Raw genomic sequence first — 20286 nt, forward strand, 5'->3', positions numbered from 1 at the left:
TATCTAACAGACTTTTGCCGGCAAAGGTAAAGGTTTGTGCGCTGTCTATTCTGATACCACGTAGCGGGAGTGGCTTTGCTGACGGCCATAAGCAGGCCGCACTTACATCATGAATCAGCCTAATAAGTAATTGGGCCCGATTGTCTCTGGCATTGGAATATTTAATGGCGCACAAAGACGTTCGATTGACTGCATAGCGCCTAAGTAAAAGGGCTATTTTAATTAACCTAATTGTGTCTTTGACACACTCCCTGGCTACTTCTCGGCAACAAGCCCATCGGTTACCTGTATTGACTTAGAAATAAGTCTAATGCATATGGCAATGCCAAATCAGCGCAAAACCAGCATATGCAAATTGTAAGTATTTGATTACGATTGTATCGGTGCAAAAGAGGCTCCTGGGAAGGAGTGCACAACTGTGATGCCCGCCGTAGCTAGCGGGTATTCGCATAGCTAGGGTATAGGACACAGTGTGTAATCGGTATTCGAGGCTTTTGCAGGAGCAAAACCAGTAACCCGATCAGTACAATACTGGATGTGCGTTTTTAGCAATACCGAATATGACCACGTTTAATTTGATTGCTATACATGCTTGCTGAACTACTTCGGCGCCTCCAAAAGGAGGTATGCCTTTCTTGATTAGGTCATACAAGTAGTTGATGGCATAGGAGAACGGCCGAACCGCACCTGCGAACCGGCGCACGCATGCGCATCGGAGCGACACTCTGACCTCCTCTAACAACGCTTCGGCCGTTCCCGGCGGAGCCTGCATGACCGGATATAGCATCATCGTGTGAGTGCCTCCGCACCAGCGCGGTCATACATTTGCTTGCCGAGTGCGCGTGGCACATCCTTTCGGGCTCCAAGCAACGGGACTTGGCCGCCGCGCATCTACCGGTTTGTTTTTCCTGCCATGCCCCTAGTTCCCTCCTCCCGATTGTTCCTCACCGGCGCGGCCGTGGCGTGCTTGGCCATCAGCGTGAGCAGTTGTGGCGGCAAAGACGCTCCCGAGTACAAGTTCACCGCCGAGCAGCGCGCCTGGGCCGATCCGTACGCCAAGGGTTCTGTGTGGGCCTTCCGCAACCGCCGCGGCGCCGAGCGCCGCTACCAGGTCACCGAGCTCAAGGAAAAAAAAAGGGGCTATGCCGGCAAGTCCTTTGAGGTTCAGTACTGGTACCATACCGTTGACGCCACCCTGTGGCGGCAGGACTCAACGTCGTCCTCCGGCAGCGCCGGCAAGTACGTCATCACCTTTGCGCAAACGTCGGAGCCGTCGTACGGCACCCCCACGGAGCAAACCCACTGCAGCCTCACTTGGACCCGCGAGTTCTACCTGCCCGCCGACCTGGTGAACCAGCAATTCCCGCTGCCGGCCACGTTCCGCCTGCTGCCGCAGGCCACGTTCGGCGGCCGCACCTACACCGACGTTCTGGAATGCACCCCGTACCCCGAGGCCACCCGCCTGGCGTGGCGCATCACCAAGCTCTACTACACCAAGGGCGACGGTGTCGTGGGCTTCGTGGAAGAAGGCGGCGACACGTGGGAGCGGCAATAGTACCTGGCCGCTTCCCCGCCGGCAATGCAGCCGAGCTACAAGCGGGGGCCTTTAGCTTGGCGCTTAGAGCCGCGGACGTTGCCGATCAGCAGCGGGGCGCAACTGCTGATGGGCCGGCCCAATTGACCGAACTGATTGTTGCCCCAGGCCCACAACGTGCCGTCTTGGCGCAGCGCCACCGTATGAGTGGCTCCGGCCACGACGCTTCGCCAGCGGAAGGCCTGGGCAATTGGCTCGGGGGCTCGGCGGCAATAAGCGCTGTCCTCGAACAATGCCCCATAGGTATGGCTGCCCCAGGCCCACAGCGTGCCGTCGCGGCGAATGGCGGCGGTGTGATACGCCCCGGCGGCCATGGTTCGCCAATCGGCGGCGGCCCCCACCTGCTGCGGAACTGAGCTGCTTTGGCAGGAGCCGCTGCCGAGTTGGCCGTACGTGTTGCTGCCCCAGGCCCAGAGCGTCCCGTCGCGGCGGAGGAGCACGAAATGAAGCGAGCCGACGACTTGTTGCCAATCCGTGCCGCTCCCCATTTGTACGGGGGTAGTGGAGGTCGCGTAGTCGGTTGCCGCCACGTTGCGCCCCCAGGTCCAGAGGCTTCCGTCGCGGCGAATGGCCACCGTTTGGGCGGAGCCTGGAGCCACGCATTGCCACCCCCCGGCGGAGCCAGCAGCCACCGGCACGGGCACGTTCTGGTCGGTGGTGGTGCCGTTGCCAAGCTCCCCGTACAGATTCTGCCCCCAGGCCCAAAGCGACCCGTCCCGCCGCAGGGCAAAGGTGCGGCCGGCGCCGGCTGTCACGCGCTGCCAGTCGGTTTCGGGGCCCACCTGCTGCGGCACGCGGTAGAGCAGCTGCGCGCCCGCGCCCAGCCCAAGCTCGCCGCTGGTATTGTGGCCCCAGGTCCACAGCGTGCCGTCCCGGCGCAAGGCGGCCGTGTGCGCGGCCCCGGTGGTGACCTGCAGCCACGCGTTGCCGGTGCCCACGCGCACGGGCGCCCGGAAGAAGGCATGGGCGTACAAGCTGTCATTCGCGCTCCGGACGGTTCGGGTTGGAGCCACGTACATCCCGTCGCCGAGCTGCCCGCTGTTGGCGCCCCACGCCCACAGGCTGCCGTCGCGCTTGATGGCCAAGGTGTGATTTGCCGCCGCGGTTATGGTTTGCCAGGTCGAGTCGGTCCCGACTTGCACCGGGTCCGCCTGGTAGAGCATGCTCAGCTGGGTGCTGCCTACCTGCCCGTTGCTGTTGCTGCCCCAAGCCCACAACGAGCCGTTGCGTTGCAGCCCCGTGAAGTGGGCATACCCAGCCGTTACGCTCCGCCACCTCCGGGTCGTGCCCATCCGAACGGGAGCAGACACCTGCTGGACGTCCTCTTCCTGCTCGCCGGTGGTGCGGCCCCAGGCCCAGAGCGACCCGTCGCGACTTATTGCCGCCGTGCCGGTGGTTCCGGCCGCCACGCTTTGCCAACGGTGCTCCGTGCCAACCGGCACCGGCAGGCGGCGGTTGAGCGTGCTGCCGTCGCCGAGTTGGCCGAAGTAGTTGTAGCCCCATGCCCACAAGCTACCGTCGCGCCGGATGGCCAACGCGAAATTGGCGCCGGCAGCAATGCTGCGCCAGGTAAACGCCGGGGCAAGTTGCATCGGGGAAGTCTGGATGGTCGTATCGTCGGGTGCGCCGATGGGAATGCCCCACGCCCACAAGCTGCCGTCGCGGCGCAAGGCCAGGGTGTGGCCCGTCCCGGCCGATACGGCTTGCCAATCGGCAACGGTGCCAACCTGTACTGGCGCGTTGCGGCCGGTGGTGCTGCCGTCGCCGAGCTGACCAGAGCGGTTGTGGCCCCACGCCCACAACGTACCGTCGCGGCGGATGGCCAGCGTGTACCGGTTGCCGGCCGCCACGCTTTGCCAATCCCGGCGCGTGCCCACCTGCTCCGGCACGTGTCGTTCCTCGTCGGCGGTGCTGCCGCGCCGGCCATTGCCCAGTTGCCCGGCGCTGTTGTCGCCCCAGGTCCAGAGCGTGCCGTCGCGGCGTACTGCCACGCTATGGAATTCACCGGTGGCCGCCGCCAGCCAGTTGGTGGCCATTCCAATCTGCGTGGGCACGGAGCGGTCGAGGCGGGTGCCGTCGCCGAGTTGACCATAGCCGTTAAGGCCCCATGCCCAGAGGGTGCCGTCGGCATGAACGCAGAGCGAATGATTGGCCGATTGCCCGCGCACGGTAACGGGCAAGAGCAGCAGCAACAGCCCCCACAACCGCAGCAGGGTCAGTAACGCAGGTGGAGGGGTAGGCATAATTCCCAAAGGTACATCCTGCTCGTGGCTGCCCAGCGGCGTAGTGCCACGGCGGCATGTGTGGTGAGCAAGGAAGGTTTCAAGCGCAGCGTCCACTGGCTGCGGCAAGAGTAGGCGAACCTGGAATAAAAGGAATGAGTATCGACGGAAAACAACACCCCTACACACACAAACGCCCCTCCAACTTGGAGGGGCGTAGTGCTGGGTTGCCGTGGATTCTTAGTTGCGGCGCCGCAACCCGCGGAGCGCAACCGTCACGCCGCCGGCCAGCAGCAGGGAGGCGCCGCCATCGAGGGGCACGGCGGTGGGCTCGGCCGTGGGCGTGCCGGGTACGGGGCCGCCCGAGCCGGGTGTTTGGGCTGGGCAAAGCGCCGAGCTAGTCAACAGCAGGCAGAGGAATACGAGGCGTTTCATGGGCAAGAAGATGGGGCTATTGCAGAACGAGTTTGCGCGTCAGCATGCCGGCCTGGGTGCGCACCTGCAGCGTGTACACGCCGGCCGGCAGCTGCGCAAGCGGGAAGGCATGCTCGAGTAGGCGGCCGCTCAGGGCCACGGTTTCCCGGCGTACCACTTGGCCTAGGCCGTTGAGCAAGCAGAGCTCGGCTTGAGTGCCCGGGAGCCCGGCGGCCGATACCGTCACGTGGCGGCCGTTCGTCGCCGGGTTGGGGAACACCTGCAGCGTGGCCGCGCTTAGCTGGGCCGGCTGGCTGGCCGTCACGCGGGAGGCGTACAGGTGCAGCACGAAGCGGACCGGCTGCAGACCGGTGGTCAGCTGGGCCGCGTAACCGCCCTGGCGCAGGTCGTGCCAAGTGCCGGTTTGCCGGTCTTCCAACAGGAGTTGCGCCGCGGCGGGGAAGTTTTCCAACTGCCGGGGCGTGAAGGTGTAGCTGCCGGCTTGCGGAGCGTACACGGCCAGCGGCAGATCCACCGGCTGCGGGCCCGCGGGCAGGCCCTGGATGGCCAGCGACTCGCCGGTGGGCGTGCTGTGGTACAGCGTGGGCTGGCTGCCGCCGTTGAACTGCACCTTCACCGCGTCGTAGGCTGCGTCGAAGCCAGTGGTGGCACCGGCCTGCTGGTAGACGTAGAGCACGTCTTCCGGGGCGCCGGCTTGCTGCACGCCCAGGGCCAGCAGCGGCCGCGTTTCTTGCGTGCGGTACACGGGCGCGTCCTGCAGCGGCGACGTCATGCGGGCGGCGTTGCTGAAGGCGAAGGTGGCTGCGGTGGTGGCGCGCACGAAGAAGCCCTGCCCCAGCGGAATCCGGTTGGCCCCGGCCGGGCCCACGCCGTTGACGTACGCCTGGTAGCTGCCGGTGTACGGCCCGCTCGAGCGGTACACGTACAAGGCGTTGTCCACGCCGGCCGGGCGGGCCAGCGCATCCCAGTTTAGTGGCGAGGGGTAGGGGTTGCCCAGCAGGTGCCAGCCCGAATTGCTGGTCCCGCCGCGCGTCAGGCTGACGCTGAGCGGGCCGTTGTTCAGCGTACCGGTAAAGTCAACCGTCTGCGGGGCCAGGTTCACGGTGTAGCCGCGGGCCACCGTCAGCGCGTTGGCCGTGGAGCTGGGCGAAACCCAGCCGTAATCGAAGCCGCTGCTGAGCGTGCTGGCGGCGGTCAGCCGCTGCTCGTCGTAGCCGAACACGGTGGGGAAGGGCGTTACGTTGTTGGGCACCGGGGCCGTGTTGTAGGCCGGATTCACCACCGGCGAGAAGCTGGCAGTGGCCAGGTCGGCCACGGTGCTGCCGCTCACCGGCGCCGCCAGGTGGCGGTAGCCCGGACCGGCGTTCAGCGCCGGGTCGATGTAGCGCTGCACCGTGGCCGTACCCGTCACCGCGCCGCCGTTGTTGACTACCAGGGCCGTGCCCGCGGCGCTGGAGAGCAGCGTCAGGTTGCCGTTGGAGGTGAGGTTGCCGTTGAGCGTGAGCACACGCTGCACCTGCGCCGGGGCGCTCAGCGTGGCCCCGGCCGGGCCCACGGTCAAGTCGTACCAGGTTGTGGTGCCGCTGCCGCTGAGCGTCTGGGCTGCCGGGCCCAGCAAGGCCACCGCGGCGGTGCCGGCGGTCAGGGTGCCGTGGTTGACAACGCTGCCGTACACGTTCAGCTGCCCACTCTGCAGCGCCAGGCTCGCGCCGGTCTGCAGCGTCAGGTCGAGCACGGCGGCCGGCGGACTGCCCGCCGCGTTCAGCACCGGGTAGCGCGTCAGGCCGGCCGGGATGCTGGCGCTGAGCGTGGCTGAGGGCACGCCCGCGGTCCAGTTGCCCGCGGTCAGCCAGTCGGTGCTGACCGCCCCGGTCCAGGTGGTCAGCGCTTGCCCAACCGTAAAGAGCACACCCCGGGAAACGCTTTCCTGCAGCGTGCCGCCGGTGGGGCGCGCGTAGCCGGTGGCCGCGCCCGCCGGCACCGTCACGCGCACCTGCGTGGGGCTCAGCAGCTGAAAGTTGGTGGCCGCCACCCCGTTGAAGGTGATGCCGGTGACGGCCGTGGCTTGGGGGAGGCCTGAGCGCGGGTCGGTGCGCTGAAAGTTGAAGCCGGTTACCGTCACCACCGTGCCCACCGGGCCCGCGTTGGGCGACAACGAGGACACCACCGGGCTCAGCACTTCAAAGTTCGCCCCGCTCAGGCCCGGGGTGTTGGTGACGGTGAAGCCGCCGTTGCCCGACAAGGCCGTGGCGCCGCTCAGGTCCGGCACGGTGGCCGTAATCTGGGTTTCGCTCACGACGGTATACGTCACCGGGTACGTGGCCGAGTTCAGCACATACGCCACGGTGGCGCCGGTGAAGCCCGTGCCGTTGAGCGTGACGTTGTCGCCCGTCAGCCCGCCGGCCCCGCCCCAGCTGGTGGTAACACCCGTGACGGCCAGCAGGCGCAGGGTCGTAGCCGACGTGGCCGTGCCGGTGGGCGTCGCCACCTGAATCAGGCCCGAGGGTAGATCCGGCGACGCGGACGCGTTGGCGTAGGGCACGGCAGCCGTGATTTGCGTGCCGGCGGCATTTACCGTGAACGAGGGCTGGCTCACGCCGCCAAACGTCAGCGCCGTGGCCCCCGTCAGGTTGCTGCCGGTGATGGTAACGGTCTGCCCGCTCTTGGCGAAAACCGGCGCAAACGAGCCGATGAGCGGGCCTTGCCCGGTGACGGTGAAGTTGCTGGCGCTGGTGGCCGTGCCTTGCGGGGTCGTTACCGTAATCGGGCCCGTGGTGGCCCCGTTGGGCACCGTGACGGTCAGGCTGGTGCCGTTGGCATTGACCGTGAAGCCCGCCGCGGCCGTGCCGTTGAAGCTCACGGCGGTGGTACCCGTCAGATTCGTCCCCGTCAGCGTGACGGAAGTCAGGTTGGTCGGGCCGTTGCCGGGCGTGAAGCTGGCAATGGTCGGTTGCGCGGTGAGGGTAAACGGCAGGCTGAGGTCCGAAGCAGACGCGGCTAGGGAGGTGTTGCCACCCACTTGTACCGTGATAGTGCCTGGGCTGAGGCCGGCCGGCACATCCGCCGATACGGTTTGGTAAGCCCCCGTGGAACCGACGGCAAAATTCAGCCCCGGTACGCCATTAAAGGTGATGCTGGTGGGAGGCGGGCTAACGCTTAGCGGCCAATTGCCACTCACCGTAACCCGCGTTCCAACCGGCCCGCTCCTTGGTGACAGACAGGAGGCGTACGGCTGAGCAATGGACAGATTTGCGAAGTAGGGGTTCCCGGATATGGTGGTCGACGAGCTGTAGGGCGAAAGCGTGCCGATAGAAGTCGTAATGGCTGAGGTGACGCTTGGGTAGCCGAAACCGGCCAACGGACTGCCAAAGCTGATGGTGAGCATGGAGTCGTTGAGCACCGTCAGCGGAGCTGCAAACGACGCAAAGCTGCCGCAGCCCAGAAGACCCTGGAAGGAAGCACTGGTAGCATTCAACAACCCGGACCCTTTTATGGATAGCAAGGCGCCACCACTCACCGTCAGCGTCGCATTTTGCGGCGCCGGGTAATTGTAGCCGCGCGCAGGGTCGTAGTACCCAACGACGTTGAAAATGCGCAGGCGCGTTGCGCTGCTGGCGGTGCCAGCGGGGGTAGTTGCCCGGATCAGGCCCGTCGTTACCGGGTACTCCGTGCCGTTGAGCCGGTAGGAGGGCCCGGGCACGGTGGTGGTGACCTGCGTGCCGGCACTGTTCACCGAAAAGGAGGTCTGCGGCGCGCCGTTGAACGTAAGCTGCGTCAGGCCCTGCAGATTTTGGCCGGTGATGGTAATGGCGTCGCCGGGCTTCACGTAAGCGGGCGAGAAGTTTGTCAGCACGGGCACCGGCGCCGTCACGCTCACGCTGACCTGGCCGGTAGCCGTGCAGTTGCTCGCGTTGGTAGCCGTCACGGTGTACTGCGCCGCGCCCGTGCTCGGCGGCGTGGCCGTGACGCTGCTGCCCGCGGTGGTTTGCAGGCCCGGGCCGCTCCAGGTGTAGCTCACGCCGCTCTGCGCGTTCGTGACGCTGAGCGTGGTGCTCTGGCCTTGGCCGATACTGGCCGGCGCGGCCGCGGCAGCGGGCGCAGTGGGGGCGGGCGCCACGGTCACGGTGGCTGCGTCCGTGGTCGAGCAGGCACTGGCGGCCGCGTTAGTGACCGTGAGCGTAAACACGTACTGGGTGCTGGCCGTCACCGTGGGCAGGGTCACCGTGGGCCGGGCTTGGCTGCTGCTGAAGCCGGGAATGTTCGGCGTCACCGACCAGCTGTAGTTCACCCCGGCCTGCACCGCGGTATCCCCGAGCGTCACCGTGCCGCCGGAGCAAGCGGTTTTATCCGGACCGGCGTTGGCCGTGGGCGGGGTGCAGGCGGTGCCGTATTTGGCGAGAAAAGTAGAGGAGTTAGACTGGTTGACAGCAGGCATCGTAAGGCTGCCAAACGTCGCGTTGTAGCCGTAATCACCGCTGACATAAACGCCACCGTTGCCATCTGCCGCTATGCCATAAACGTAGTCCTGCGACGCGTAATTAAAAGTTGGATCGGTGCCGGATAAAGACATGACCGAGGTAACCGACCCGGCCGCTGAAAAACGCGCTAAAAACCCATCCGCCGTACGTTGGGTTGTGTTAGCGTCGCGCGTACTGGTGAGGGCGGTACCGTCGATGTCGATGGTTCCGCTGAAGTATCCGCCTACATACGGCTCACCGGCGCTGCTAACCGTCAGCCCGTAGGCGTTGGCACTGGCCGGCGAAGCACTATTGGCCTGCTTCACCCAGGCAAGAGTGCCGGTAGACGTGAATTTGGCGAGGTACCATCGGTTATCCCCCACCGCTACCGGAATCGAAGTACCCCCACTGGGTACGCCGAGGTTGTTATACGATTGCCCCACAACCACCGTGTAGCCGGTACCCGACGCCGTGATAAGGGAATGCGCAAAGTAAATGTTGCCGGCGTTGTCCGTTGCCAAGCCAACTTCAGCGCCGAGGCCGGGAGGGCTGGAGACGGGGCCTTCCACTTCAAACGCCAGGTCAGGGGCGCCTGCGCCGGCCGACATCCGAACGGCGTACCAGCGGGGAGTGCCGTAAGGACTCATTACGGGCGCGTACACCCTGCTCAACCCCCACATGATGTACCCCCCGGTGAAGCCCGACGTGGTGGTAACCCGTCCGGTCACCCACACGTTGCCGGCGTTGTCCAAGGCTAGTTTACCCCCATCCGACGAGGTATAGGCATCGTACGTGCTTGGGTAAGAGGTCCAGACCACGCTGCCGGAGCTCGAAAACTTGGCTACCACCGCAAGGCCGTTGCCAGCACCGCTGGTTGTGGTTCCCAGAGTTGCACCGTTAGACAGCGTACCGTTGAGGTAAGCATTACCACTCGCATCGGCAGCCACATCGGCAGTCGCGTACCCCGTGAGCTTTTGCGCCCACTGCAGGGTGCCGTTGCTGCTGAATTTGGCGAAATACGAATCGGTGAACGTAGTTGCGGCGAATGTTTGAGCACCAATCGTCACGGACTCCCCGTACGGGATGCGACCCGTAACCCAGGCGTCACCGTTGGCGCCAACCGCAACGGACGGGGTAGCCTGGCTGGCCGAGCTTTGATCGATCAGCACAGCCCACAGCGGCGTGCCGCTCGCGCTAAAACGCGCGATGAAGTCATCGTTGTAGCCGATAGTGCCGGTATGCGTAACGGTGACGCCGTTGCCAAACGTGTGCGTGCGGCCGAAGTTGCCGGTCATGTACGTGTTGCCGGCGGCATCAACGGCGAGGTCCGTTTGGGTAAACAGGCCTTGCTCGCTGGTACTGGCCCACAGCCAGCTTTGTCCGTGGGCCCGCTGCCCCAGCAGTAGGGCAAACAGCAAAAGGAGCCAGACCGGAAACACCGGTCTGAAGGGGGTAAATTTGTGCATAGGTGGGTACCTCAGTGGAAAAGAGAACGGGGAAGAGCGCGTCCGTTCGGGTTGCTGAGGGACGACGAAAGTGCAATGGAATAGCAAGCCCCGCAATACGTAGTTTTTACTATTTTTAATGTGATTTTAATGTGATTTAACGCTTGCTCAACGCGCAGAAGATGTTCGGTATGCTGAACCTTATTGGTGGGTAACGGTACCAAAAATCCCTTTTTGGGGGCTGGCTTTACGTCAGCCGCGTAGGCCTTTTGAGCGTGCCCGGCAGTGCGGATATACTCCGCAAGGCAAGCGTGGTACAGCTCTGCCAGCGCACTACTCTCGGAGAAGTACAAACTTGTTGACGGCGTTTTAACAGCCGATTACTGCCGCCCCATGCTGGTCCACTAACGAACCCCACGGTTTGCCAAACCTGCCCGACCTCGCCAAGGCCAGGAGCAATGCCAACGCGGTTCGGAAGGTCTTCGCACTCCCTAGGCCGCAGCAGGCAGCCGCTGAGCACAACAGCCGTGTAACTTGGCCAGCCGGGGGCTTTCGTCAAGTCAGTTTTGCCTGGGCGCAGCGGGGGCATCCCGGTTCAGGGCGGCTGATTCCGCGTTCAGCCCGGGCTTATCCCGGTTCGAGGGCCTGAGGGTTGGCGGAGCCGGGCCGGCGTGTCACCTTTGCTTGGCCGGCCGGGGCTTGCCGCCGGCCCGCTCACGCTTCCCGTATGCCCACCCCACCGCTGCTCCGCACCGTTCTGCGCGCCGTCCTGACGGCCGTGGTGTTCTACTACACCATCGTGTTCATCAACCTGGGCACCATCTGGGTATTCGACCGGGGCGTGGCGTTGGAGCTGACGCTGCTGGTGGGCTACCTGCTGGTCATCTTTTGGTCGAACCAGCGCCTGGCGGCCTATTTTGAAGCGCACCCGCCCCGGCGCCTCACGGTCGGGCAGCAGGCCGTGGCTGAGGGGCTAGCGGTATCGGTGGCCAACCTGCTGATCTGCGTGCTCACGCTGCTGTTGCCCTACTGGCTTTTTATCCGGGCCGCGCACCTGGATATTCCGCTGCAGCCCGTGCGCGTGCGCATGGCCCTGCTGGTGAGCACCGTGGTGTCGTTGTTCTTCTACTACTTCGTGGAGCGCGAGCGGGGCCGGGCGCGGCTGCGGCAGGAGCTGCTGCGGGCCGAGCAGCTGCAGAAGGAGCACTTTCGCGCCCAGCTCGAGCTGCTCAAAAGCCAAGTGGACCCGCACTTTCTGTTCAACAGCCTGAACGTGCTCAACTCGCTCATCGCCAAGGACCCGCCGCTGGCCCACCAATTTCTCGACCAGCTCGCCACCGTGTACCGCCTGGCCCTCGACCACAGCGCCCGCGCCCTGGTCAGCCTGCAGGCCGAGCTGCAGCTGGTGCAGGCCTACGTGTTCTTGATGCAGACGCGCCTGGGCCCCAACCTGCAGGTGCACATCGACGTGCCGGCCGAGCTGCTGACCCGGGTGCTGCCGCCGGCGGCGCTGCAGATGCTCGTCGAAAACGCCATCAAGCACAACGGCTCCACGCGCCTCAAGCCCCTGCAGGTACGCATCTTTGCCGACGACGGCGCGGTGGTGGTGGAAAACAACCGGCAGCCGCGCAGCAGCCCGGTGGTGTCCACCGGCCTCGGGCTGAACAACATCCGCCGCCGCTACCGTTACCTCGGCGCCCCGCTCCCGCGCATCGACGACACCCCGGCCACCTTCCGCGTGGCGCTTCCCCTGCTTGCCCCGACCGACGATGAAGATTCTGCTGATTGAAGACGAGCCCTTTGCCGCCGACGCGCTGGCCGACCTGATCCGCGCCGCGCGCCCCGACGCCGACCTGCTGGGCGTGCTCGGCTCGGTAGAGGAAGCGGTGGAGTGGTTTACCCGGCGTCAGGCGCCCGACCTGCTGTTCTGCGACATTCACCTCTCCGACGGCAGCAGCTTCGACCTGTTCCGGCAGGTGGAGGTGCGCTGCCCGGTCATCTTCACCACGGCCTACAACCAGTACGCCATCCAGGCTTTCCAGGTCCACAGCGTCGACTACCTGCTCAAGCCCATCAAGCCGGAAGACGTGGCCGGCGCCCTGCGCAAGTACGACGAGTCGAAGCAGCACTACTTGGCCGAGGGCCTGGGCAACCTGCAGGGCCTGCTGCAAACCCTGCAGACGCCGACGCCGCGGCCGTTCCGGGGTCGGTTTTTGGTGAAAAGCGGCCCCGGCAGCAAGGTGGTGCCGGTGGCCGACATTGCCTATTTCCTGGCCGAGGACGCGGTGGTGTTCCTCATCACCCGCGAGAAGAAGCGCTACATCGTCAACTTCACCCTGGACCAGCTGGAGGAGCAACTCGACCCGCAGCTGTTCTTCCGGGCCAACCGGCAATTCCTGGTGCACATCGGTGCCGTGAGCGAGGTGCGGCCCTACCTGAAAGGCCGCCTGTACCTGCTGCTCAACCCGCCCGCCCCGGAAGACCTCTTCATCAGCAGCACCCGCGCCGCCACGTTCAAGCAGTGGCTGGATTCGTGAGCAGGGGGCAGAACGTCATGCTGAGCGCAGCCGAAGCATCTCTACCGCTTCGTCTGAACGGAAACAAGAAGAACGTCATGTCGAGCTTGTCGAGACATCTCGCGTGCTGACGTCCGCAAGCAACCTCGACAAGAAATTACTATCCAACGAGATGTCTCGACTTCGCTCGACATGACGGCCTGCATGGAGCTGACGAAATGTTGATAGGCCTTCGCTTGCGCACACGCCAGAGGAAGTCGGACGTGCTGTTGATCCACGCTGCACCGATGATAATCCGCTGATTGCTCGGCCGCGCCTGTCTCCGTGACGGGCGCGGCTTTTTCCAATGGGTATCATCTGCGCGACCTACAACAGGGCCGGCTGCGGCCCTTTGCACGGGCCGCCAGGGCCAAGCGCCGGCTTTTTCATTGGTCGCAAGTCCTCGTTCACCACCCTCGTTTCCGCGTTCATGGCTTTCTGATTTCGCCCGCTGTCGGGGCAAGGCACTTTTGAGCACTCAGTCGGTTGACGCCGGCTGCCACGATGCTCCCCGCCTTAACCAAACCCCGACCATGAACACGTCCGCTACCCGATTCTTCTCGCAAGCTCTGCTGCTCGGCAGCCTCGGCCTGCTGCCCCAATTCACGGCCGCCCAAACGGCCACTGCTCAGGTGGCTGCCCAAACGACTACCGGCCTCAGTGGCGCGGTGTACGACGCCCAGGGCCAAGCCGTGAGCTTCGCCAACGTGGTGCTGCTCGAAGCCGGCACGGCCACGCTCGTCACCGGCACCGCTGCCGCCGCCGACGGTACCTTTCAGCTGCCCACGCCGGCCCCGGGTAGCTACGTGCTGAAGCTCAGTATGCTGGGCTACGCCACCCGGCAAACGCCGGCCTTTGCCGTCGACGGCCCCGGCTTCCGCCTCGACTTCGGCCGCCTGCTGCTGCCCGCCGACGCCCAGTTGCTGCAGGAAGTGAAGGTGCAGGCCCTGCGCCCGGCCGTGGTGCAGCAGGGCGACAAGCTGGTGGTGAGCGTGGCCGGCTCGGCCCTGGCCAGCGGCAGCACCGCCCTCGACGTGCTCACCCGCGCCCCCGGCGTGGCCGTGGACGCCGACGGCAACCTGCAGCTCAACGGCAAAGCCGGCGTGCAGGTGCTCATCGACGGCAAGCGCAGCTACCTCACCGGCAAGGAGCTGCAGAACCTGCTGCAAACCATGAGCGCCGACAACATCCGCGACCTGGAACTCAGCGCGGGCGCCGCGGCCAAGTACGACGCCCAAGGCTCGGCCGGGGTGATTAACCTCACGCTGAAGAAAAATCCGCAGGCGGGCCTGAGCGGCAGCGCCTACGCCGGCTACCAGTACAACCAGCTAGCGGGCTACAGCGCCGGCGCCGACCTGAGCTACCGCCGCGGCCGCTGGAACACCGCCGCGGGCGTGGACCTGGCCCGCCGCACACGCTTTCGCGATATGGAGATGCACCGCGAGTTCCGGGGCGAAACCAACACCAGCACGCTGGCGCAACACGCCCGCGAGGAAGGCACCCGCGACGTGCCCGCCCTGCGCTTGAGCACCGACTATGCCCTTAGCTCCCGCCACAGCCTGGGGCTGAGCCTGAACCTGACTCAGCGCCGCAGCGCCGACCGGTTTGCCACCAGCACCCTGCTCCAGGACGGCCGGGCCGAGGACGACCTGTTGGTGCTAGCCCGCAACGAGGGCCGGGGCCGCTTCCAGAACGCCACCGCCAACTTGCACTACGCCGGCCGCCTCGACTCGGCCGGCACCACGCTCAGCGCCGACCTCGACTACGCCCGCCTGCGCAGCACCCAGAATTCCACCTTCCGCAACGCCTACGACAGTCTGGGCCGCGACCGGGGCGACTTCAGCACCGAGCTGCGCAGCCAGAACCCCACCGGCTACGACATCTACGCCGCCCGCGTGGACCTGAGCAAGCCGCTGAGCCGCGCCACCACCCTGGAAGCTGGCGCCAAGGCCAGCCGCGTGCAGTCGGACAACGAGGTGCGCTTCTACGCGGTGGAAAACGACGCCGCCCTGCTTGATTCGCGCCGCAGCAACCACTTCATCTACCGCGAAAACGTGTACGCGGCCTACGCCAGCCTGGCCACCCACTTCGGGGAGCAGTGGCAGGTGCAGGCCGGGCTTCGGGCCGAGCAAACCCAGGCCGACGGCCACTCGCTGACGCTGGCGCAGAGTTTTAGTCGCCGCTACCTGGGCCTGTTTCCGAGCGTGACGGTGCAGCAGCACGTCAGCGCCGACTACCAGCTGGGCTACAGCTTCAGCCGCCGCCTCGACCGGCCCGGCTACGAAAGCCTGAACCCGTTTATCCTCTACCTCGACCCCTACACCTGGGTGCAGGGCAACCCGGGGCTGAAGCCGCAGTACACCAACTCGTTGGAATTCACCCAGAGCTGGAAGCAGCAGTACCGCCTCACGCTGGGCTATGCCAGCACTACCGGGTTCATCGCCGAGGTGCCCGAGCAGCGCGCCGCCGACCGCACCACCGTGTTTCAGCAGCAAAACGTGCAAAGTTTCCGCAGCCTGAGCGCCACGCTGCTGGCCCCGGTGCGCGTGTCGGCCCGCTGGCAGATGACCAACAACGCCACCGTGGCCTATCAGCGCTTCGCCACCGCATTGCAGGGCCAGGCGCTGCACAACGCCCAGCTGCTGCTGCGGGCCCAGTCGGCGCACACCGTGCTGCTGCCCCGGCAGCTGCGGCTGGAGCTCAACGCCGGCTACCAGGGGCCCATGGCCTACGGCCTGTACCGCCTGCAAGCCAACTGGTGGCTCGACGCCGGCCTGAAGCGCAGCTTCTGCCACGACCAACTCGACCTGAGCCTGAGCGCCACCGACTTGCTGCGCACCCGCCGGCTGCGCGCCACCGCTACCCTCAGCGGCAACGTCAACGCCTTTGACCAGTACACCGGCACCCAAAGCCTGCGCCTGACCCTGCGCTACCGCTTCCGCAGCGGGCAAGCCCCGGAAGCTCGCAAACCGGCCCGCGCCCTCGACGAGCTCGACCGCATCAAGCAGCAACAGTAATTCGCCGGGCTTCCCCACCCGACCGGCGGCCCTTGGCGCAAGCAAGGGCCGCCGCGTTTTCCAACGGTAATGCCCGGGTGGGAAACGCTGCCCGCCGCTTCCCCCCCCCCAAAAAACGCAATGGCACCTTCCGGGAGAGGAAGGTGCCATTGCGTTTTTTGGGGGGGAAGCAGTTGCTTAGCGAGCTGCAACGCCGTTTGCTTTGGCAATGACGTTGAAGCTCAGGGCGAAGTTGTCGTCGATGGCCTTGTCGGCGGCGGCGCCGAACAGGGTCGAGCCGTACTTCACGTCGTACTTGCTGCGGTCGATGGTGGCCACGCCCGAGGCCGACGCCACGCCGTTTTTCACGCCCACTTTGGCCGGGAAGCTCAGCGGGTTGGTCTTGCCTTTGATGGTCAGGTTGCCCGTCACCGTGGCGTTGTTGCCGGCGGCGTCGCCCTTTAGCGGCTTGATGCTGGTGATGACGAAGGTGGCCGTCGAGTACTTGTCGACGCCGAAGAAGTCGTCGGACTTGAGGTGGCCCACCAGCTTGGCGTTGTAGTCGGCGTCGGTGAGGTCCGTATTTTTGATCGAGGCCATGTCGGCCACGAAAGTGCCGCCCACCAACTGGTTGCCTTTCACCTGCACCGAGCCGCTTTGCAGCGCGATGGTGCCGTTGTGCTGGCCACCGACTTTCTTGCCCACCCAGCCCAGGGTGCTCAGCTGCGGCTGCACCTTGTAGGTTTCCACGGCGGCTTTGGTCGCGACGGGTTTGCCGGTGGCCGGGCCGCTGGCAGCTTGCGCGGGAGCCGAGAGGACCGTGGCAGCGAACAGCAGGGGGAAGAGGAGCTTTTTCATGATTTCTGAACGAAGTGCTTGCGCAGTTGAAGTGTCGAAGAAGGAGGAAAGCGTGCGTTTGTTGCTTTCATGTGTATATACATTTAATGTACATACATAGTTTCATGCAAATGAAAATTCCTACGTCCACTTGGTAATGGAACTGGGGCAGCAGGAAGGGGAAGTAGCGGCTACGGCTGCTGGCCCAGCCACTGCCGGGCAGCAGCCAGACCGGCTCCGCTGATTTCGTGGCCGCCCTCAAAGGCTTCGTAGTGCGGCGCGACGCCGAGCGTCCGCAGAAAAGCGGCGGCCTGGTCGGCGTAGAAAGCGGGCAGCGTGTTGTCGTGGCGGCCGTGGCTGAGGAAGAACTGCACCCGCTGCACCTCGGCGGCCGGCGCGTGGTGTTGCCGCGACTCTTCGAGCAGGCGGCCGCTGAAGGCCAGCACGCCCCGCACTTGCCCGGGGTGCCTCAGGGCCACGTCGTAGGCCATGATGGCGCCCTGGCTGAAGCCGAGTAGGTACACCTGCCCGGCCGGAACGCCGTAGCGGGCCGTGGCCTCGCCGATAAAGCGGAGCAGCAGCTCCTGGCCGCGCTGCTGCTGCGCCTGGTCGTAAACGGGCTGGCCCGTCGAAAAATCAACTTGGTAGAAGCCGAAACCGGCCGGGCCGAACACCAGCGGCGCCCGCACCGACAGCACCAGCGTGCGGGCATCGGCCAGTTGCGCGCCCACCGGCAGCAGGTTCAGCTCGTTGCCGCCCACGCCGTGCAACAGCAGCACCAAGCAGTGGGCACCAGGCGCCTGCGCGGGGGTGACGAGGCGGTACGGAAGGGGCAAATCGGTGAGCAGCGGGGGCAGCGGCGGGTTGGCAACGGGCATGGCAGGAGTAAGCAAGCAGGAGAAGAGAAACGCCAGCCAGCAACGGCTTCGGCGGTGCTTCACGACTGCAGGGTAGTCTCGGTGCGCAGCAGCAGGCGGATGCCCCACGGGTCGGCAATCAGCGGGCCTTCGGGCGTGGGCGTGGCGGGGTAGCCGGCTTCGGCCAGGCGGGCGGCCGCCGCGTCGCGGGTGGCGGCATCGGGCAGCAGCAGTTCCCAGCGCAGCAGGCGGGCATCGGCGGCAGTGGCGGCGGGCGAGTCGGCGGCCCACACGTTCAGGCCCAGGTGATGGTGGTAGCCCCCGGCCGCGACGAACAGCGCGCCGGGCAAGCGCCAGGTCATGAGGTCTAGGCCCAGTGCCCGGTGGTAAAACGCCGCGGCCTGCTCCAAGCTGCCGGTGTAGAAGTGCAGGTGGCCAATGGTGGTGCCGGCCGGCAGGCCCTGCCACGCGGTGTCGCCGGCGGCTTGCAGCACGCCGTGCTCATCGAGCGGGTCGAGGGCCGACTGCACTTCGCCCTCCGGCGACACCCGCCACTCGGCCCGGGGCCGGTCGCGGTACACTTCCACGGTGAAGCCGTCCGGGTCGACCAGGTAAGTGGCTTCGCTGTAAAGATGGTCGGAGGCGCCCAGGTGCACGCCCTGCGCCCGCACGTGCCGCACGAAACGGCCCAGGTCGGCGCGGGAGGGCAGCAGGACGGCGAAATGATAGATGCCCAGGCGGCCCCGGCGCGGCACTGGGCGGGCGCCCGGCTGCTCGTGCAGGGCCACCAATACTTCGGGCCTCCCCGCTACGCCCAACTCGGCCACGGCGGGCCCGGTATCGGTGGCCAGGGTGCGGCGCAGCAGGTGAAACCCGAGCACGCGCTGGTAAAAGTCGAGCGAGCGGTCGAGGCTGGCCACGGCCAGGTGCACCACGCCCAGGCGGATGCCCGCGGGCAGCTCCACGGCCGGGTGAATGCCGATGCGTTCGGCCGGCAGCGACAAATACGGAAGCGGGGTCGTCGTCATAGTGGGCTCTACGGCAAACGGCGCTGACGGGCAGCGCCTTCACTGGGAAAGAACGATGCAAAGATCCACCCGCCACGTGTCGTCGCTCCTTACCATAGGATAAGAAATCAACGGGTTGGGTCACCCGCCGACGCACCCGTTGCGCTCCGCTCACTTGCCACTTGCCCCGACGCATGTCCATTTGCCCTCTATTGCCCCGTGACTCCAGCGCTGGTAGGCGCGCTGTGCCGAGCTGCGAAAGGGCTGGGCGGCCGGGGAGGCTACCTATGCGGCGCCGTGCGCAGCAGCAGGTAGCCCAGCGTTCCGGCCAGCGCCGAGGCCAGTAGGATGGCCAGCTTGGCCACGGCTTCGCTGGGCGAGTGCACGCCGAAGGCCAGCAGGGTCACAAACAGCGACATGGTGAAACCAATGCCGCCCAGCACCCCGGCCCCCCACAGCTGCCGCCAGGTCACGCCGGCGGGCAGGGCCGTCCAGCCCAGGCGCACCGTCAGCCAGCTCAGCAGCCCGATGCCCAGGGGCTTGCCCACGACCAGCCCCGCCAAGATGCCCAGGCCCAGCGGCGAGGTCAGCTGCCGCACCAACGACGCGTCGAGCGTCAGGCTGGTGTTGGCGAAGGCGAAGAGCGGAATGATGCCGAAGGCCACCACCGAGTGCAGACGCTGCTCCAGCTTCTGGGCCGGCGAACTGATGCGCTCCGACAGCTCTTCCAACTCCTCGCTGATGGTGCGCGGGTCGGCGTCGCGGGCGTGGGCTTCGAGGCTGAGAAACCGGAGCCGCTCGTCGAGCAGGCGCAGCAGCGCCGGGCGGCCGTGGCCGATGCGCGCCGGAATGGCTACGGCCAACAGCACCCCGGCCAGCGTGGCGTGCACGCCCGATTCAAGCATGGCGTACCACAGCCCGAGGCCCAGCAGCAAGTACAGCCACAGGCTGCGCCCGCCCAGCAGGTTCAGGCCCAGCAGCGCCGCCCAAATGCCCCCGGCCAGCAGCAGGTACGACACGTGCAAGTCGCTGGTGTAAAACCCGGCAATGACGAGCACCGCGCCCAGGTCGTCGACGATGGCCAACGCCGTGAGAAATACCTTCAGGCCCAGCGGCACGCGCGAGCCGAGCAATTGCAGCACGGCCAACGCAAACGCAATGTCGGTGGCCATGGGAATGCCCCAGCCCCCAGCCGTGGGCGTGCCGTGGTTGAACAGCGCATACACCAGCGCCGGCACTAGCATGCCGCCCAAGGCCCCGGCAATGGGCAGGGTCGCTTGCCGCACGGATGCCAGCTCGCCGTCGAGTACCTCGCGCTTGATTTCCAAGCCCACGATGAGGAAAAAGACGGTCATCAGCCCGTCGTTGATCCAGTGCAGCAGGCTCTTGTTGAGCACCAGACGGCCCACGCTTAGTTGCAGGTGCTCGTCCCAGATGGCGGGAAAGTACCGGGCCGGGCCCCAACTGGTATTGGCTAGCAGCAGGGCCAAGGCGGCGCTGAAGAGCAGCACAATGCTGCCGGCGGCCTCGCGGCGGAAAAACTCGGCAAACGGCCGCACCAGCGGCTTGATTAGGGGGGCAACAGCCATAGCAAAACGCGTTCGGACGGGTGCCGCCGGCGCACGTGCTGCCCAGCCGCGGCCCCGCCCAACTGCGAAGGTCGGTAATACGTACGTATGGGCGGATCTGCTTCAACAGGTCTGAAAAACACCAATGCCCGAGCCCGCCAAATGCGGGCTCGGGCATTAATGCCGGGTGTAAATAATTGTATAGGACCAACTTGGTGCTCGTTGAGCCCTCTGCCAATTCTATCCCCATGACCGAGCGGGACCGGGTGCCCGAATCGTTGTGTTACTTTGTTCGCTCACCCGCGCTTACTGA

11 protein-coding genes are annotated in these 20286 nt (G+C 65.8%); 4 read left to right on the plus strand and 7 right to left on the minus strand.

Going from position 1 to position 20286, the window contains the following annotated elements:
- The first annotated feature begins 913 nt into the window (after window positions 1-913).
- On the plus strand, window positions 914-1555 hold the full coding sequence (locus LJ737_RS04460; protein ID WP_227763288.1) for a hypothetical protein: 642 nt from the start codon (window positions 914-916) through the stop codon (window positions 1553-1555).
- Between the two features lie 35 nt (window positions 1556-1590).
- Here LJ737_RS04460 and LJ737_RS04465 read toward each other — a convergent pair whose 3' ends face one another.
- From LJ737_RS04465 to LJ737_RS04475, 3 genes are all read right to left on the minus strand, one after another.
- Window positions 1591-3837, minus strand: a complete 2247-nt coding sequence (locus tag LJ737_RS04465) for an RCC1 domain-containing protein (RefSeq protein WP_227763289.1) — start codon at window positions 3835-3837, stop codon at window positions 1591-1593.
- Window positions 3838-4056: 219 nt separating this feature from the next.
- Window positions 4057-4251 (minus strand): PID-CTERM protein-sorting domain-containing protein, encoded by a 195-nt coding sequence (locus LJ737_RS04470; protein ID WP_227763290.1) that lies wholly within the window; start codon window positions 4249-4251, stop codon window positions 4057-4059.
- A gap of 16 nt (window positions 4252-4267) precedes the next feature.
- The gene (locus LJ737_RS04475) at window positions 4268-10126 is read right to left on the minus strand and encodes a DUF8693 domain-containing protein (protein ID WP_227763291.1); all 5859 of its coding nucleotides are present in this window, start codon (window positions 10124-10126) and stop codon (window positions 4268-4270) included.
- Between the two features lie 754 nt (window positions 10127-10880).
- Here LJ737_RS04475 and LJ737_RS04480 point away from each other — a divergent pair.
- The 3 genes from LJ737_RS04480 (at window position 10881) to LJ737_RS04490 (ending at window position 15725) form a co-directional block, all read left to right on the plus strand.
- Window positions 10881-11942: a sensor histidine kinase gene (locus LJ737_RS04480; protein WP_227763292.1), complete on the plus strand. Its 1062-nt coding sequence runs from the start codon at window positions 10881-10883 to the stop codon at window positions 11940-11942.
- Window positions 11923-12690 (plus strand): LytR/AlgR family response regulator transcription factor, encoded by a 768-nt coding sequence (locus LJ737_RS04485; RefSeq protein ID WP_227763294.1) that lies wholly within the window; start codon window positions 11923-11925, stop codon window positions 12688-12690. Before LJ737_RS04480 ends, LJ737_RS04485 begins: the two co-directional genes overlap by 20 nt.
- Window positions 12691-13241: 551 nt before the next feature.
- Window positions 13242-15725, plus strand: a complete 2484-nt coding sequence (locus LJ737_RS04490) for a TonB-dependent receptor (RefSeq protein WP_227763296.1) — start codon at window positions 13242-13244, stop codon at window positions 15723-15725.
- A 177-nt stretch (window positions 15726-15902) separates the two neighbouring features.
- Here the strand turns inward: LJ737_RS04490 and LJ737_RS04495 are convergent, their stop codons facing one another.
- From LJ737_RS04495 to nhaA, 4 genes are all read right to left on the minus strand, one after another.
- The gene (locus LJ737_RS04495) at window positions 15903-16562 is read right to left on the minus strand and encodes a YceI family protein (RefSeq protein WP_227763298.1); all 660 of its coding nucleotides are present in this window, start codon (window positions 16560-16562) and stop codon (window positions 15903-15905) included.
- Window positions 16563-16732: 170 nt separating this feature from the next.
- Complete coding sequence (locus LJ737_RS04500; protein WP_227763300.1) at window positions 16733-17419, minus strand: alpha/beta hydrolase; 687 nt, start codon at window positions 17417-17419, stop codon at window positions 16733-16735.
- Window positions 17420-17478: 59 nt separating this feature from the next.
- The gene (locus LJ737_RS04505) at window positions 17479-18426 is read right to left on the minus strand and encodes a VOC family protein (protein WP_227763302.1); all 948 of its coding nucleotides are present in this window, start codon (window positions 18424-18426) and stop codon (window positions 17479-17481) included.
- Between the two features lie 260 nt (window positions 18427-18686).
- Complete coding sequence (nhaA, locus tag LJ737_RS04510; protein ID WP_227763303.1) at window positions 18687-19994, minus strand: Na+/H+ antiporter NhaA; 1308 nt, start codon at window positions 19992-19994, stop codon at window positions 18687-18689.
- Window positions 19995-20286: the final 292 nt, after the last annotated feature.

It is taken from the genome of Hymenobacter sp. 15J16-1T3B, assembly GCF_020711235.1.
Classification (GTDB): Bacteria; Bacteroidota; Bacteroidia; order Cytophagales; family Hymenobacteraceae; genus Solirubrum.